This is a genomic window from Pseudonocardia hispaniensis, assembly GCF_042658695.1.
Lineage (GTDB): Bacteria > Actinomycetota > Actinomycetes > Mycobacteriales > Pseudonocardiaceae > Pseudonocardia > Pseudonocardia hispaniensis.
Genome location: NZ_JBHSQW010000012.1, coordinates 1 through 14,868, shown reverse-complemented (window position 1 = coordinate 14,868; position 14,868 = coordinate 1). Strand labels below are relative to the sequence as shown.

The following is a 14,868-nucleotide window of genomic DNA, read 5'->3' as shown; positions in this document are numbered from 1 at the left end:
CGCCCGGGACGTTCCTCTCCTGTCGTCCCGGGCGCCACCGCATCCTCAGCGGCCGGTCCGTATCGCAGCTTGGGAACCGCACCAGCACGATGTGATCTCGCTGCACGGGCGAGTGGCCTGACTCGTGGTCCCCTGTGACCGATGCACCGGCGGGCGGGAAGGGCGGACCTGATGAAACGGACCCGGTGGACGGTACTGACGGTGCTCGTGATCGGACTGACCGCATGCGGGACAGGGTCACCGGCTCCGCCGCCGGGGCCGGCGACCCCGAGCCCCGGCACGGCGGTCCCGACCTCCGCCGCGGCGACGCCGGCACCGGGCGGACAGGAGCGGGCGGTGCCGGTGTACTACGTCGCCGACACGGGGGTGGGCTTTCGGCTCTACCGGGAGTTCCATCGCGTCACGACGACGGACCCGGCGAGCGACGCGGTGCGCGAGATGCTCTCCGCATCGACCGGTATCGATCCGGACTACCGCACCCACTGGCCGTCCGGCACCAGACTCGCCGCCCCGGTGACGACGAGCGGCGGCGTCATCACGGTCGATCTCACCGGCCTCGGCGCCGGCGCCCAGATGGGCTCCGAGCTCGCGGCGATGAGTGTCCAGCAACTGGTCTTCACGGTGCAGGGGGCGCTGCAGTCCACCGACCCGGTTCGCCTGCTCGTCGACGGCGAGCCGGTCGGGGAGCTGTTCGGGGTGATCGGCACCGCGGAACCGATCCGGCGCGCCGACCAGTACGCGGTGCGCTCACTCGTGCAGATCGACGAGCCTGCGCATGGTGCCCGCGTCGCTGGCCCGGTCGTGGTCCGCGGCGAGGCGGCGGTGTTCGAGGCGACCGTGGCGTGGGAGGTACGCCGGGACGGGCAGGTCGTTCGCTCCGGGTTCACCACCTCGGCGGAGGGCCAGCGGTTCGCGCCGTTCTCGTTCGAGGTGCCGCTCCCGCCGGGCACGTACGAGATCGTCGTGCGTGAGGATGACCCGTCGGGCGGGGAGGGGCGACCGGTGTTCACGGACACGAAGACGGTCGTGGTGAGCTGAGCGAAGCCGACTACGGCGAAACTGCGCCGGTCTCGGCACCGGCTTCGTTCGGACCACCCGCCGATGATCATCTACAGGTCGTAGTAGAGCATGAACTCCCAGGGGTGCGGCCGCAGGCGGATCTGGTCGACCTCCTTGGTCCGCTTGTAGTCGAGCCAGGTCTCGATCAGGTCGGTGGTGAAGACGCCGCCCTCGATGAGGAAGTCGTGATCCGCCTCCAGGGCGTCCAGGACGGCCTCCAGTGAGGCCGGCACCTGTTTGACCGTCACCGCCTGCTCGGGTTCGAGCTCGTAGAGGTCCTGGTCGATCGGCTCCGGTGGCTCGATCTTGTTCCGGATCCCGTCGAGTCCGGCTTGCAACATCGCGGAGAAGGCGAGGTAGGGGTTCGCGGTGGGGTCGGGAGGGCGGTATTCGAGGCGCTTCGCCTTGGCGCTCTCCAGGTACATGGGGATGCGCACGCAGGCGGAGCGGTTGCGCTGCGAGTAGACGAGGTTGATCGGCGCTTCGTAGCCGGGGACCAGGCGACGGTAGGAGTTGGTGGTCGGTGCGCAGAACGCCAGCAGCGCGGGGGAGTGGGCAAGGAGCCCGCCGATGTAGTACCGGGCCATATCGCTGAGCCCGGCGTAGCCCGTCTCGTCGTAGAAGAGGTTCTGCCCGTTCTTCCAGAGTGACTGGTGAACGTGCATACCGGAGCCGTTGTCGGCGAAGAGCGGTTTGGGCATGAAGGTGGCCGTCTTGCCCTTGTTCCAGGCGACCCCTTTGACCACGTACTTGTAGTTCATGACGTTGTCCGCCATGGTCAGCAGCGAGGCGAAACGCATGTCCATCTCGGCCTGGCCGGCGGTACCCACCTCGTGGTGCTGGACCTCGATGGGGATGCCCAACTCCATGAGGGTCAGGGCCATCTCACTGCGCAGGTCCTGGTGCTGGTCCATCGGGGGTACCGGGAAGTAGCCCTCCTTGTACCGGGGGCGGTAGCCGCGGCTTCCCGGGTGCCCGGACGCCCAGACCCCCTCGACCGACTCGATGTGGTAGTAGCCCTCGTGCTGGTTCTGGTCGAAGCGCGCCCCGTCGAAGATGTAGAACTCGAGCTCGGGTCCCCAGTAGGAGACGTCGGCGATGCCGGTTTCCTGCAGGTGGGCCTCCGCCTTGCTGGCGACGTGGCGCGGATCGCGTGAGTAGCTCGCCCGCGTCATGGGATCGACGACGAAGCAGTGCATCTGCAGTGTGGGCACCTCGCGGAACGGGTCCATCACGGCCGTCGCCGGATCCGGCATCAGGAGCATGTCGGACTCGTGGATCGCCTGGAACCCGCGAATCGAGGAGCCGTCGAAGCCGTAGCCCGACGCGATGCCTTCCTCGGTGAGTTCCTCCGCCGGAATGGAGAAGTGTTGCATCAGCCCGGGCAGATCGCAGAACCGAAGATCCACGATCCGCGCGGCGGCGTCCCGGGCAAGAGCGAGGACATCGTGCGGTGACTCAGGCATGACCAGCTCCTTGTCGGATGTGGCCGATGAATTGGACGCTGCGAGTGCCTACAGAACGCCGCCGGCGCCGCCGGTCGAGCATGCTCGTCCGCCCGCAGGCTGCGCTCGCCGCGTCGACGTCAGTCGTACGCCGTAGTCGGCGCTCGCGCTACGGCAGCGTGTCGCCGAGCAGCGCCCCGCCCATTGACGCAACCAGTCGGTTGCCATAGTATCGCAACCGATCAGTTGCTACTTCTGGGAGGGTGTCATGGGTTTCCCCGATCGCATCGAGCGGGTCGTCGAGATCGCCCACCCGCCGGGCACGGTGTGGGCTGCGCTCACCACGGCCGAGGGGCTGGGCAGCTGGTTCGGCGACCAGGCGACGATCGACCTGCGTCCGGGCGGATCGGCGACGGTGACGTGGACCGGCGGCCACACCGCCGACATCCGGATCGAACGGGTCGAGGAGCCGACGGTGTTCGGCTTCACCTGGAACATCTACGGACTGCCGGCGGATGATCCGCGCCGTACCTATGTCGAGTTCACGCTCGAAGCGGTCGGTGCGGGCACCCGGTTGGTCGTGGTGGAAACCGGCTTCGCTCAGTTGCCGGACGACGCCTACCGCAAGGCGTACGACGGCAACACTCAGGGCTGGGCGAGCGAACTGGTCGAACTGGTCGACTACCTCGATGCCGCCTGACATCGAGGGGATCGCCGAACAGGTCTTCGTTGCCCTCGCCGACCCGAGTCGGCGTGCCATCCTGGCGGCTCTGGCCTCGGGTGGCCCGGCCACGGCCACGGACCTGGCCGGTCGTCTGCCGATCACGCGGCAGGCGATCGCCAAACATCTGACCCTGCTGGCCGAGACCGGCCTGGTGACGGCCGAACCCGGGGAGCGGCGTCGGGTGCGGTACCGGCTTTGTTCCGCCCCGATGCAGGTGGCGCAACAGTTCCTGGCCGCGCTGGCCCGCGACTGGGACGGCCCGCTCGACGCATTGAAGGAGCACCTCGGACCGTGAACCGGCCATCAGTTCACGGACCGCAATTCCCCGGCAGACCGCGGAACTCGAGAAACCGTGAGCCCGAACTGGAGGTGGACATCACGATGAAAACCCCCCCGATCGTTTCACCGCATGACTGGGAGGCTGCGCGCCAGCGGCTGCTCGTGAAGGAGAAGGAGTCGACCCGCGCCCGCGATGCGCTGGCCGCGGAACGCCGGCGGATGCCATGGCTGGCGGTGGAGAAGGACTATCAGTTCGACGGACCCGAGGGGAGGGCCAGTCTGCTCGACCTCTTCGAGGGTCGTCGTCAACTGATCGTCTACCGCGCGTTCTTCGAGCCCGGCGTGTTCGGCTGGCCTGACCATGCGTGCCGTGGCTGTTCGATGGTGGCCGATCAGGTTGCCCATCTCGCCCATCTGAATGCCCGCCGCACCACTCTCGCCTTCGTCTCACGCGCACCGCAGCCGGATATCGAGCGGGTGAAGGCGCGGATGGGCTGGACGATGCCCTGGTACACCATGACCGACGAGTTCGACTCCGACTTCGGCGTGGACGAGTGGCACGGCACGAACGCGTTCATCCGCGAGGGCAACAGGGTGTTCCGCACCTACTTCATCAACGCCCGTGGGGACGAGGCATTGGGGAGCACCTGGAGCTATCTCGACATGACCGCGCTCGGGCGCCAGGAGGAATGGGAGGATTCACCCGAGGGTTATCCCCAAACCCCCCGTACGAATGGTGGAACTGGCACGACGAATACGACCACGCCGAGCCGATGCGGGGGAGCCCCCGCATCGGCCGCGCCGAGGCCGAGGTCCGGGCCGCTGCGCCGCCGACCGGTGGCAGTGCGCCCTCGTAGGGGAGTCGGCCGACGAGACGGTTCACCGGCCGGTGTTCGTCGAGGCCGCGTCGATCCGCATGCACGCGGCCAGCGCGGCGGCGTTGTCCGCGGCCAGCGATCGGGCGAGGAGTACCAGGTCGGCGACGCGCGGGTCGGCGACCTGGTAGTAGGCGAAGCGGCCCTCGCGGCGGACCTGGACGTAGCCGCAGTCGGACAGGCAGCCCAGGTGGGTGGAGACCCGCCCTTGAGACAGGCCGAGGTGCGCGACGCATTCGGTGACGGTGTGCTCGTCGTGCAGGAGGAACTCCAGCAGTCGCAGGCGGGCCGGGTCGCTGAGGGCGCGGAAGAACTTGGCCACCCTCTCCACCCCACTCGGTTCGGTGGGCAGCAGCGCGGACCGGGATTCGGGCACGGCAACCATGTCGTGGGCATCCTCACATCAGGTTCGCAATGTATGCCGATGAACAGATGTGAGGTTAGCATCGAACGCATCCGTTTAGGCGAATGTGTTCGAGGGAGGCGGTGGCGATGCGGTACGACCTGGCTGTGCTCGGCTCGGGCGGCGCGGGGTTCGCGGCGGCGATCGCGGCCCGCGGCAAGGGTCGCTCGGTGGTGATGATCGAGCGCGCCACGGTGGGCGGCACCTGCGTGAACACCGGGTGCGTCCCATCGAAGGCGCTGCTGGCCGCAGCTGAGGCACGCCACGTCAGCCTGGACCGCCGGTTTCCGGGCATCACCGTCGCCCCGTCCAGCGTGGACCTGCCGCGCCTGATCGACGGCAAGCGGGCGTTGGTGGACTCGCTGCGGGCGGCGAAGTACACCGGCCTGGCCGCGGAGTACGGCTGGGAGATCCTGGCCGGCACCGCCTGCTTCGCCACCGAGGGGCCGGAGCCGGTGCTGCACGTCGCGCTCGCCGACGGCGGTTCGACCACCGTGGTGGCCGAGCACTACCTGATCGCCACCGGAGCGGCCCCGTGGACCCCGCCGATCGACGGGCTCACCGCGGCGGGCTACCTGACCTCGACCACCGCGATGGAACTGGACGCGTTACCGACCTCGATGATCGTGCTTGGGGGCGGCGCGATCGGTCTGGAGCAAGCTCAGCTGTGGAGCAGGCTCGGCGTCGAGGTGACCGTGGTGGAGGCGGCGGAGCGGCTGGCGCCGTTCGAGGAACCCGAGATCAGCGCCGTGCTCGAGGAGGTGTACCGCCGCGAGGGCATCCGCGTGATGACCGGGGCCACGGTCGGCCGCGCCCATCGCGACGTGACCGGATACCGGGTGACTCTGGCCGGCGCCGACGGCCGGCCCGGCGAACTGAGGGCTGAGCAGGTGCTGGTCGCGACCGGCCGCCGCCCGGTCTCCGACGGACTCAACCTCGCCGCGGTCGGGGTCAAGACCGGGCCGGGCGGCGAGGTCCTGGTCGACGAGTACCTGCGTACCGGCAACCCGGGCGTCTGGGCGGCCGGGGATGTCACCGGGCACCCCCAGTTCGTCTACGTGGCAGCCGCGCACGGCACGTTGGCGGCCGACAACGCCTTCTCCGAAGCCGGTCGTACGCTGGACTACCACCACCTGCCGCGGGTGACGTTCACCAGTCCGGCGATCGCCGCGGCCGGGCTGACCGAGGCGCGGGCGATCGAGCAGGGCTACCCGACCGAGAGCCGGGTGTTGCCGCTGGAGTACGTGCCGCGAGCGCTGGTGAACCGGAACACCCGCGGTCTGATCAAGCTCGTCGCCGACCACCGCACCGGGCGGCTGCTGGGCGCGCATGTGCTCGCCGAGGGGGCCGGCGAGGTGATCGCGACGGCCGTCTACGCACTGGCCAACACCATGACGGTGCACCAGATGGCCGAGCAGTGGTGCCCGTATCTGACCATGGCCGAAGGGCTGAGGCTCGCCGCCCAGACGTTCACCCGCGACGTGACCGCACTGTCCTGCTGCGCTTCCTGAGGCCATGTTCAGCACGGGAGTGACGACGCTCGGAGCTGCCGCTGTGGAAAGACCATGACCAATGCGACCGGAGCTGTGTCGGCGGGCTGACATTCACGCTGCGCCACGTCGCGATCACTGATGGGCTGAGGCCACAGGTGGCTCACGACCGGAAGCAGGTGCGGCCAGTGGCAACAGCCAAGCGGGATCGCGACGAGGTGTTCGTCGAGTACACCAAGAGCATCTGCCCGGTGTGCAAGGTCGTGGTGGACGCCCAGGTCAACATCCGTGACAACAAGGTCTACCTGCGCAAACGCTGCCGCGAACACGGTTCTCCGGCGGTGAGCCCACCATCCACACCCGCATCCTCGACTTCATCGACGCCGTCCACGCCCGGCCGATCAAGGTGGTCAACCTCAACACCAACGGCATCCGGCTCGCGTCCGACAAGCGGTTCGTGACTGCGCTCGGCGACTGCAACGGCCGAGGCGCAAATCGGTGAACATCTACCTGCAGTTCGACGGGTTTGCCGAACGCACGCACCGGGAGATCCGCGGCAAGGACCTGCGGCAGCGTAATCGCGGCCGACTCCATGCCGCCGTCTGTGCCGCCCTGAGCCTGCAGGTGCTCACGCCGCTCGAGACGGTCCTGAGCGAGGTGCGCCGCGTCCTCAGGCCGGGCGGACTGCTGGTGGCGCTGGTGCCCGCACGACCCGGCCTGCGACCGGGCGGATCGCTCTGCTGGAGTCGCATCCTTCGCGCGCTCGACGTGCGCCGACTGGACTGGCCCAACCCCCGAGCCACCAACGGCCTCGCCCGGACCCTACGACGGCGCGGCTTCCACCCGGTGTCCGACCAACGCCGCCGCGACTTCACCCTCACCCTCGACAGCGCCGAGGAGTGCGACCTGTTCATCGACGGGTTGTACCGGCCCGGCGTACGCGCCTCCCGCGTGCGCGCAGCCAAGGACGATCTGCGCACGTGGGCACCTCGTGGCCTGCTGCTCCCGCTTCCGGTGCGCCGCGTCGTGGCGCAGTGGCGACCGTGAGCCCCTGCCGACCTGCTGGACGGGCAGCGGTTGACCGTGTCCGGCCGCGCGACGGCGCCGACGCCGCCGACCGGAAGACCTCATCCCCGCTCGCGCGCGGAGCGCATGCGCGCCGCCGAAGGTCGGCAGGCCGCTGCACAGCCGAATCGTTCCACGTCCTCGAGTCGGCGGTACCCAAACCCGCGTTCCGCAGCTGATGTGTGAGCTGGACACCCGAATGTGGGGGTTGAGCTGCGGAAACAGGTGCGCGCCGCCGAGACAGGCGTGTGTCTAGGTGGCGGTGTTGTGGCTGGTCAGGCGGGTGCGGCGGCGAGCTCGATGATCTTCTTGGGTGGGGCGATCGTGAGCTGGTCGAGGATGTCGCGCTGCGTGGCGGTGAGCTCGGTGCGCTGCCGGAACCGGCCGGCGGGGCCTTCGAACACCCCGACGTGCAGTTGCTGCAGCTGTTCGCGCAGACTTGTCCAGGTCGTGCCGGTGGTGTTCTCGGCGACCCGCACGAGGAGCAGGGCGAGCCAGCACAGCAGCACGTGGGCTCGGATGCGGTCTTCCAGGCGGTGGTAGACCGGGCGCAGCTCCAGGGTGGTCTTCAGGTCCCGCCAGCCGCGTTCGACCTCGAGCAGCTGCTTGTAGCCCAGCGCGATGTCCTGCGCCGACAGGGCGGGGTCCGAGCAGCGCAGCAGATACTTGCCGTCGAGGTTGGCCTCGGCCTTGAGCTTCGCCTTGTCCAGGCGCAGCAGCCCGCCCGGGGTCACGCGCAGGTACCGGTTGAGCCCGGGCAGGGTGGAGATCCGCCCGCGCAGCTCGGCCCGCTTGGTCGCGCTCGGCGCGTCGCTGTCGGTGATCAGGTCGGTGAGCCGACCGGTCATGACCTCGCGCAGCGCGGCGTCGCGGAGGGCCTGCTCGGGGTTGTAGCAGACCACGAACCGCTCGTCCTCGGCGAGGCGGACCTCTTTGACCTGCAGGTTCGCCGCCACGTGCTGGTAGCGCCCCGGGCGGGACAGCGCCGCGGCCGCCTCCGCCGATCCCGACCGCAGCCGCTCGCCGAGGATGTAGTGCTGCCCCCCGCGGCGCAGGTAGCGCCGGTTCTCCGTGGAGGTGAACCCGCGGTCGGCCACCCACACGATCCGGGCCAGGGTCCAGTCCCGCAGGTCCGCGCGCTTGGCGGATCAACGCCGAGTCGCTGGTGTTGCCCGGCCAGCACCACACCCGCACCGGGATCCCGTCCCGGGTGACCGCCATCCCGATCACCACCTGCGGCAGGTCCGGGCGGGAGTCCTTGGAGTGCCCGAAGCTGCGGAACCCCGCCCGCCGGCCCGCGCCGTCCTGCACGCCGCCGTCTCGCTCACCGTCCACGCCGCCGTCCTCCTGCCGCGCACCGCCGGCGGTGTCGGCGCTGGCGGTCTCCTCGGTGCTGCGGTGTCCGCGCTCGTCGCGGGCCACGGCCGGGTCCGGCTCGTCGATCTCGAAGTAGGTGGAGGTGATGTCGAAGAACAGCAAGTCGACCTCACCGTCCAACAGGCTTGTGACCTGCCAGAACACCTCGCGCTCCAGCTCCGGGGCGACCTCGATCAGCCAGTCCATCGCCCGGTAACAGGCGTCGTCGGAGGTTTAACTTGATGTTTAACCTTGGTGTGCTGTTGACATCGAGTTGATGCTGCTGGTGCGGCGTGTCGGCTGGGCATGGGCGCGGCCATCGCTTGATCCTCTTCGGGTTCCTCTCACGGAGCTCGAAGACGAAGGCGATGGCCGCGGTGATGAGTGTGGCGGATGGTCCTGGCGGCGGTGTGCTCGACACTCTGGACTGGCGGGGTGAACTCGGCCGGTTCCGGCATGAGTTCCACAGGTCCTGCACGGCCCGGGCTGATGCACTGTTCGAGCTCACCGAGGCGGTCCTGTGCGCGGATGGCCCGGTCCGGTCGCTTCCGGAACTGACGCTGGTGGGCGAACACCGGCGCGGGCACGGCGCGATGTATGACGCGCTGGCGTGCGGACAGGTCGAGCCGCAACGGCTGCGCCGGGTGTTGGCCGGGCTCCCGCTGCCCCGGGCCACCGACGGACGGATCGTTCTGGCTGTGGGTGTGTCGCCGTGGCTGCGCTCTGATGCCCCGACCAGCGCGGATCGGCTGTTCTGTCATGTCTACGGCCGGGGGAGGGGGAACGCGCAGCTGATCCCGGGCTGGCCGTACTCGTTCGTTGCCGCCCTCGAACCGGGTCGCACCTCCTGGGTGGCGATGCTTGACGTGGTCCGGATCCGCCCGGGCCAGGACGCCACCGCGGTGACCGCCGCTCAGCTGCGTGAGGTCGTCGACCGGCTGATCACGGCCGGGCAGTGGCAGGAAGGGGACCTGCCGGTCCTGATCGTGGCTGACGCCGGCTACGACATCACCCGCCTGGCCTACGTGCTGGCGGACCTACCGGTGGAGCTGCTGGGCCGGCTGCGTTCGGATCGGGTGCTGCGCGGCCCCCGCTCCCTGCGCACGGTCGCGGCGACGGGGCGCCCGCCGCGGCACGGCCCGGACTTCGCCCTGTCCGACCCCGACACGTGGTGGGCACCGGCACGCACCACCACGACCGAGACCAGCCGTTACGGCCGGGCGGTCGCCACCGCCTGGGACGGGCTCTACCCGCGGCTGACCCACCGCGGAGTCTGGGCCGACCACCCGGGCGAGCTACCGATCATCGCCGGCACTCTGCTCCGTCTGCAGGTGCAGCGTCTGCCCGGTGAGCACGACCCGAAGCCGGTGTGGTTGTGGTCCTCGGTCACCGGCGCGAGCGCGGCGGATGTGGACCGGTGGTGGCAGGCGTTCCCGCGCCGGTTCGACCTCGAACACACATTCAGGCTGCTCAAACAGACCCTGGGCTGGACCGTCCCGAAGATCCGCACCCCCGCCGCGGCGGACCGCTGGACCTGGCTGACCATCACCGCGCACACCCAGCTGCGGCTGGCCCGACCGCTGGCCGCCGACCTGCGCCGTCCCTGGGAGAAACCCGCCGAGCCAGGCCGGTTGACCCCCACCCGGGTCCGACGAGGGTTTCGCCACCTCCGGGCGAGGACCACCCTTCCGGCCGGTGCACCGAAACCCAGTAGACCCGGCCCCGGACGGCCACTTGGCTCCCGCAACCAACACCGATCCACCCACTACGACGTGGGAAAACACGCCACCACGACGACCACCCACAGCACCCCGGAAGGTTAAAGATCAAGCTGAGCCGGTCACCGGATCGTGACATTGTGTTTGTGCAGGTAGATGCCTTGTGGCCGTTACGCCCGTGGCGGGCGGGGTAGAGTCGTCGGCGACGCGTCCACCGCGGCCGCACCGACACGGTGCCGAGCGCGGGACGTGGCCGTTTCCCGACACGGGACGCGGGTGATCGACCGGCACGGTCGAGCCCCGGTGACCAACAGTCGTCTCGTGATCGGAATAACCCCATGCCATATTCCAGCCTCGTGGACCGTTCCGGGGCCGCCGGTGACGTGCCCGACCAGATCGCCGAGCAGATCACCGGTGTGATCAACGAGCAGTCCACCGCGATGCAGCTGGGCCGCCGGGTCCCGGTCAGCACCCGGGACAGCCGCATGCCGGTGCTGACCTCGGTGCCGGATGCCTACTGGGTCGACGGGGACACCGGACTCAAGTCGACCTCGGCCGCGGCGTGGGAGAACCAGCAGCTCACCGCGGAAGAGATCGCGGTCATCGTGCCGGTCCCGGACCCGGTGTTGGAGGACTCGGAGTTCGACCTGTGGGCCGCGCTGCGGCCGCTGATCGGGCGGGCGTTCGCGCGCCGGCTGGATCGGGCGGTGCTGTTCGGCGAGGAGGCGCCGATGTCGTGGGGGCCGGGGCTGGTGCAGCGCGCCACGACGGCCACGCAGACCGTGGTCAACGACCCGGCGGACCCGGCCGCGTCGATCCTGGAGGCCGCGGAACAGGTGGCGGTGGCCGCCGAACGGGCCCCGACCGCCGCGGTCGTGCGGCCGGGCTGGCAGTACACCGCGGCACGGCTGCGGACGGGCGAGGTCGTGGCCAACCCGGTCGGTGCCGGGCCGTTCCCGCTGGCGCTGGCCGGGCTGCCGCTCGCGCCCAACCCGGTGTACTGGGCGCCGGCCGCCGCGGAAGCCATCGTCGCGGACTGGGACTCGGTGCTGATCGGGGCGCGCCAGGACATCCGGTTTGAGATCTTCAACACCGGTGTGATTCAGGACGACACCGGGAAGATCGTCTACAACCTGCTGCAGCAGGACATGTCCGCGATGCGGGTCACCGCCCGGTTCGGGTACCTGCTGGCCACGCCGGCGACGGCCACCGGCGTGGCCGCGGTCCCGGTGTCGGTGGTCACGCCCCCGGCACCATAACGGGCTTCCCGGGTGTCGTTCCCGCCCGGGACGGGGTGGGCCTCCGCGTCGTCGTCTCCGAACGGCACGAACGACGGAGCGGGGCTCACCCCTTCGTCGTTGCTAGAGCTGGTCGCCGAGGCCGGCCCGGCGGTGCGCGGCGCGGGCCCGCTCGTCGGCCGCCGACGCGGCGTAGCGTCCGACCATCTCGCGGCTGCGCCACCCGGTCAGCCGCATAAGGTCCTGCTCCTGGTGGCCGTTGGCCAGCCAGCGATGCGCGAACGAGTGGCGGAACCGGTGCGGGTGCAGGCCGGGAACGCCGGCCTCGTCGCCGCGGCGGCGCAGCATCTGCGCGATTCCCGACGAGGTCATCGTCCCGCGCCCGCCGAGCCACAGCGCCGGCAGCTCGGCGTGCGGATGTTGGGCCCGGCTACGCAGGTAGCGGCGCAGCGCGTCACCGGTCTTGACCCCGAACGGGGCCGCCCGTTCCCGCCGGCCCTTGCCCAGCACCCGCGCCACGTCAAGATCGAAGTCAAGATCGTCGACGCGCAGGCCGGCGAGCTCGCCGAGCCGAACGCCGGTGTCGAGGAACAGCCGGATGATCGCGCTGTCGCGGCGGGCCTCGAAGGTGTTGCCGCGGCAGGCGTCGAGCAGTCGCCGCAGCTCGTCCTCGGTGATGATCGGCACCGGCTGTTCGGGCACGGCCGGCGGGCGCATCTTGGCGAACGGGTCGGTGGTGATCTCCTCTTCGTCGGTCAGCCACCGGAAGAACTGCTGGACCGAGCGGTAGGTGCGGGCCACGGTCGCGGGGGCGAGCGTGCCGCCGCGTCGGCTGGGCTTGTTCGCCAGGTACACCAGCCACTGCTCGAGGTGGGCCCGGGTGAGTTCCCGCGGTCGGGTCGGCAGCCCCGCGGTGTCGAGATAGTCGGCCAGGATCTCCACGTCGACGAGGTAGCGGTGGATCGTCTGCGGTGCCCGATTCGTCGCCATCAGGTGCCGGCCAAAGTCGGGCAGCAGGGCACGAACCGTGTCGACGGGCGCAGTCACCGCTCCAGGCTACCGGGCAGCTCCCTTGCTGTGGAAGCGGTGAGCCTGTACGGTGGGCCGCGTTGTCCCAGGTAGTGCCCCCGGCAGGATTCGAACCTGCGACCTAGAGATTAGAAGGCTCTTGCTCTATCCAGCTGAGCTACGAGGGCGCATTGTGCCTCGATGGTCGAGGACCATCGTCGGCAGCCTAGCGGGCCCCCGACAGCGGCCCGGAGCTGGGCAGGTGCTCGGCGGCCGCCACGAGCCGGGGTCACGGCACCCCGAGCAGCCCGTCCAGCAGCCCGATGAGACCCAGGTGGGCGAGCCTGTCGCCCTGCTCGGTGGCCGCGCGCACCGTGTCCTGCAGCACAAGCAGCGCCCGGAATGCGCGTCCGTAGGCCTGCTGGTCGGTCAACGGCAGCCGCGGGACGCGGGTCCGCCGCAGTTCGGCGCGGCCCGCGCTGCGGTTCCACGGACCCGCGGCGCGCAGCACGCCCGCGAGGAACTCGGCGTCGAGCTGGGCGGGGTCGACGCGATAGGCGGCGAGGCCGGGGCCGAGGACCGCCGGGGCCTCGACGACCCGGGCCATCCCCGTCGGTGCCGCGACCACGTCACCGGGCTCGAGTCGAACCAACCGGTCCTCGGGCACGGTCCGCCCGGATGCGGGCCGGCCAAGGGCCAGGTCTTCGCCGGTCAGCACGGTGAGCTCACCGCTGTCGACGGTCATGTGCGCCGCCGACCGCCGGATCGAGACCACGCCCGCCCGTTCGAGCCGCCCGATCGGGGTGGTCCGCATCTCGCGGCGCACGGCGAGGGTCGGCAGCTCCGGCGGAGCGAGTTCGAGCGCTCGAAGGCGCGCCAGCGCGTCGTCATAGCCCTGTCCCATGACCCCGACCGCACTCCGGCGAACATGGCGGGCCGGGGCGAGGTCGACGTCGTCGTCGAGTAGGTCGACGATCCGGACCCCGTGCCCGGCCGCGATCTCGGTCCACACGTCGTCGGACTGATCCGCGTCGCGCAGGAGCACGTGGGAGGGCGTCGGGTCACCCGGTCGCGGCCGTCGCAACAGCCAGAGATCGGCGTCGGGGCCGAGCGCGAGCACGGCGCGCAGCGCGCCGTCGCGCAGCAGGTTGGCGCGGATGCGGCGGCCGGCTCGGCGCGACGCCGCGGCCGCCGGCATCCGGATCACCACTCGTCCGCCTGGTCGAGCGTGCGCCAGACAGTGCTGTACCCAAGCCAGTTCGGGTTCGCCGCGCGGCGGTAGACCGTGGATCCACCGTGGGTCGGCGATCAGCCCGGGCTGGCCCCAGTCCCGGTCGCCAAAGGGCGGGTCACAGACGACGGCGTCGGCCTGGATATCGTCAAGTGCGTTGTGCCGCAACGAGTCTCCGGTCCGGACGGTGGCCGTCCGGCCGTGCAGTCGCAGCCGCGCCGCCGCGATTCCTGCACTGTCGGCGGCGGCGTCCTGGCCGAACACCCGGCGCGCCGTGGACCCGAGCAGCAGGCCGCCGGTGCCGCAGGCCGGGTCGAGAAGGCTGCCATCCGGCGCATCCGCCAACCTGATCATGAGGTCGGCGACCGCGGAGCTCGTGGCACCGAGCAGCCGCCCATGTGTCTCGAGGTAGCGCCCGTGCAGCAGTTCGAAGGCGCCCGCATGCCCGTGCCGCTCGGCGAGCTCCTCGACGAGTTCGACGAACGACGCGTCGGTCCGCTCGGCCACACCGGCAACCAGGGGTGAACCGTCGCCCTCGCGCAACCAGACCAGCAGCGCCCCCGCTCGGGCAACGACATGACCGAGCCCGAGATCGCCGCCCTCGGCGCGCAGCCGTTGCCAGACCTGATCGGCGGCAGAGACCGTATACGTCCTGCCGTTGCGCCGCAGCCACACCTCGACGTCGCGCAGCGAGAACCTCGGACTCGATGGGGTACCACCCACTGGCTGCGGAAAGTCCGGATAGCGGCGGCGCCAATTACTCACTGCGGCCCGGCTGACTCCACCGAGGCGGGCGATGTCGCCCGAATTCACGGTCGTGTCAGGGGCCACGATGCAAAGCTAATTCACGGCGATGGTTCTTGTGAAGTCGATACACAGACTCCATACTGCGCCAATGGCACTGGCTCTGCGGGCTGCGATCGGATCGGATGTCGGCAGGCAACGGGCGCGTAACCAGGATTCCGCGGCGGCAGGCC

At 70.3% G+C, this 14,868-nt stretch carries 12 protein-coding genes, 1 tRNA gene and 2 pseudogenes; 9 read left to right on the top strand and 6 right to left on the bottom strand.

Translation table 11 applies throughout. From position 1 onward, the window contains the following. The first annotated feature begins 336 nt into the window (after positions 1–336). Positions 337–1,038: a Gmad2 immunoglobulin-like domain-containing protein gene (locus tag ACFQE5_RS06115; RefSeq protein ID WP_379583742.1), complete on the top strand. Its 702-nt coding sequence runs from the start codon at positions 337–339 to the stop codon at positions 1,036–1,038. Positions 1,039–1,109: 71 nt separating this feature from the next. Here ACFQE5_RS06115 and glnA read toward each other — a convergent pair whose 3' ends face one another. After that, positions 1,110–2,525, bottom strand: coding sequence for a type I glutamate--ammonia ligase (glnA, locus tag ACFQE5_RS06110; protein ID WP_379583739.1), 1,416 nt, complete (start codon positions 2,523–2,525; stop codon positions 1,110–1,112). 247 nt (positions 2,526–2,772) lie between these two features. Here glnA and ACFQE5_RS06105 point away from each other — a divergent pair, with 247 nt between their 5' ends. The 3 genes and pseudogenes from ACFQE5_RS06105 to ACFQE5_RS06095 all read left to right on the top strand — a co-directional run bounded on the left by ACFQE5_RS06105 (position 2,773) and on the right by ACFQE5_RS06095 (position 4,364). Beyond that, entirely contained in the window at positions 2,773–3,204 is a 432-nt protein-coding gene (locus tag ACFQE5_RS06105) for an SRPBCC domain-containing protein (protein ID WP_379583737.1), read from the top strand. Continuing rightward, on the top strand, positions 3,194–3,523 hold the full coding sequence (locus tag ACFQE5_RS06100; protein ID WP_379583735.1) for an ArsR/SmtB family transcription factor: 330 nt from the start codon (positions 3,194–3,196) through the stop codon (positions 3,521–3,523). Before ACFQE5_RS06105 ends, ACFQE5_RS06100 begins: the two co-directional genes overlap by 11 nt. 86 nt (positions 3,524–3,609) lie before the next feature. Beyond that, positions 3,610–4,364: pseudogene (locus ACFQE5_RS06095) on the top strand (DUF899 domain-containing protein). 22 nt (positions 4,365–4,386) lie between these two features. On the opposite strand, the gene ACFQE5_RS06090 reads toward ACFQE5_RS06095, so the two are convergent. Further along, positions 4,387–4,767 carry an ArsR/SmtB family transcription factor gene (locus ACFQE5_RS06090; RefSeq protein ID WP_379583733.1) on the bottom strand — a complete coding sequence of 127 codons (381 nt, stop codon included), beginning with the start codon at positions 4,765–4,767 and terminating at the stop codon, positions 4,387–4,389. A 107-nt stretch (positions 4,768–4,874) separates the two neighbouring features. On the opposite strand from ACFQE5_RS06090, the gene merA reads away from it, so the two are divergent. The 3 genes from merA (at position 4,875) to ACFQE5_RS06075 (ending at position 7,322) form a co-directional block, all read left to right on the top strand. Further along, a complete protein-coding gene (gene merA / locus ACFQE5_RS06085) occupies positions 4,875–6,296 on the top strand; it encodes a mercury(II) reductase (RefSeq protein WP_379583731.1) in 1,422 nt (473 codons plus the stop codon). A 167-nt stretch (positions 6,297–6,463) separates the two neighbouring features. Then, entirely contained in the window at positions 6,464–6,736 is a 273-nt protein-coding gene (locus ACFQE5_RS06080) for a hypothetical protein (protein ID WP_379583729.1), read from the top strand. Positions 6,737–6,773: 37 nt separating this feature from the next. Then, a complete protein-coding gene (locus ACFQE5_RS06075; protein ID WP_379583727.1) occupies positions 6,774–7,322 on the top strand; it encodes a hypothetical protein in 549 nt (182 codons plus the stop codon). 293 nt (positions 7,323–7,615) lie between these two features. Here ACFQE5_RS06075 and ACFQE5_RS23175 read toward each other — a convergent pair. Then, a pseudogene (locus ACFQE5_RS23175) lies at positions 7,616–8,930 on the bottom strand (IS1634 family transposase); the annotation flags it as partial. Positions 8,931–9,076: 146 nt separating this feature from the next. On the opposite strand from ACFQE5_RS23175, the gene ACFQE5_RS06060 reads away from it, so the two are divergent. Further along, complete coding sequence (locus ACFQE5_RS06060) at positions 9,077–10,519, top strand: NF041680 family putative transposase (RefSeq protein ID WP_379583721.1); 1,443 nt, start codon at positions 9,077–9,079, stop codon at positions 10,517–10,519. Positions 10,520–10,752: 233 nt separating this feature from the next. Beyond that, entirely contained in the window at positions 10,753–11,673 is a 921-nt protein-coding gene (locus ACFQE5_RS06055) for a phage major capsid protein (RefSeq protein WP_379583719.1), read from the top strand. Positions 11,674–11,775: 102 nt separating this feature from the next. On the opposite strand, the gene ACFQE5_RS06050 is transcribed toward ACFQE5_RS06055, so the two are convergent. From ACFQE5_RS06050 to ACFQE5_RS06040, 3 genes are all read right to left on the bottom strand, one after another. Then, positions 11,776–12,699 (bottom strand): tyrosine-type recombinase/integrase, encoded by a 924-nt coding sequence (locus tag ACFQE5_RS06050; RefSeq protein WP_379583716.1) that lies wholly within the window; start codon positions 12,697–12,699, stop codon positions 11,776–11,778. Positions 12,700–12,774: 75 nt separating this feature from the next. After that, a tRNA-Arg gene (locus ACFQE5_RS06045) sits at positions 12,775–12,848 on the bottom strand. Positions 12,849–12,949: 101 nt separating this feature from the next. After that, on the bottom strand, positions 12,950–14,722 hold the full coding sequence (locus tag ACFQE5_RS06040) for an N-6 DNA methylase (protein ID WP_379583713.1): 1,773 nt from the start codon (positions 14,720–14,722) through the stop codon (positions 12,950–12,952). Positions 14,723–14,868: the final 146 nt, after the last annotated feature.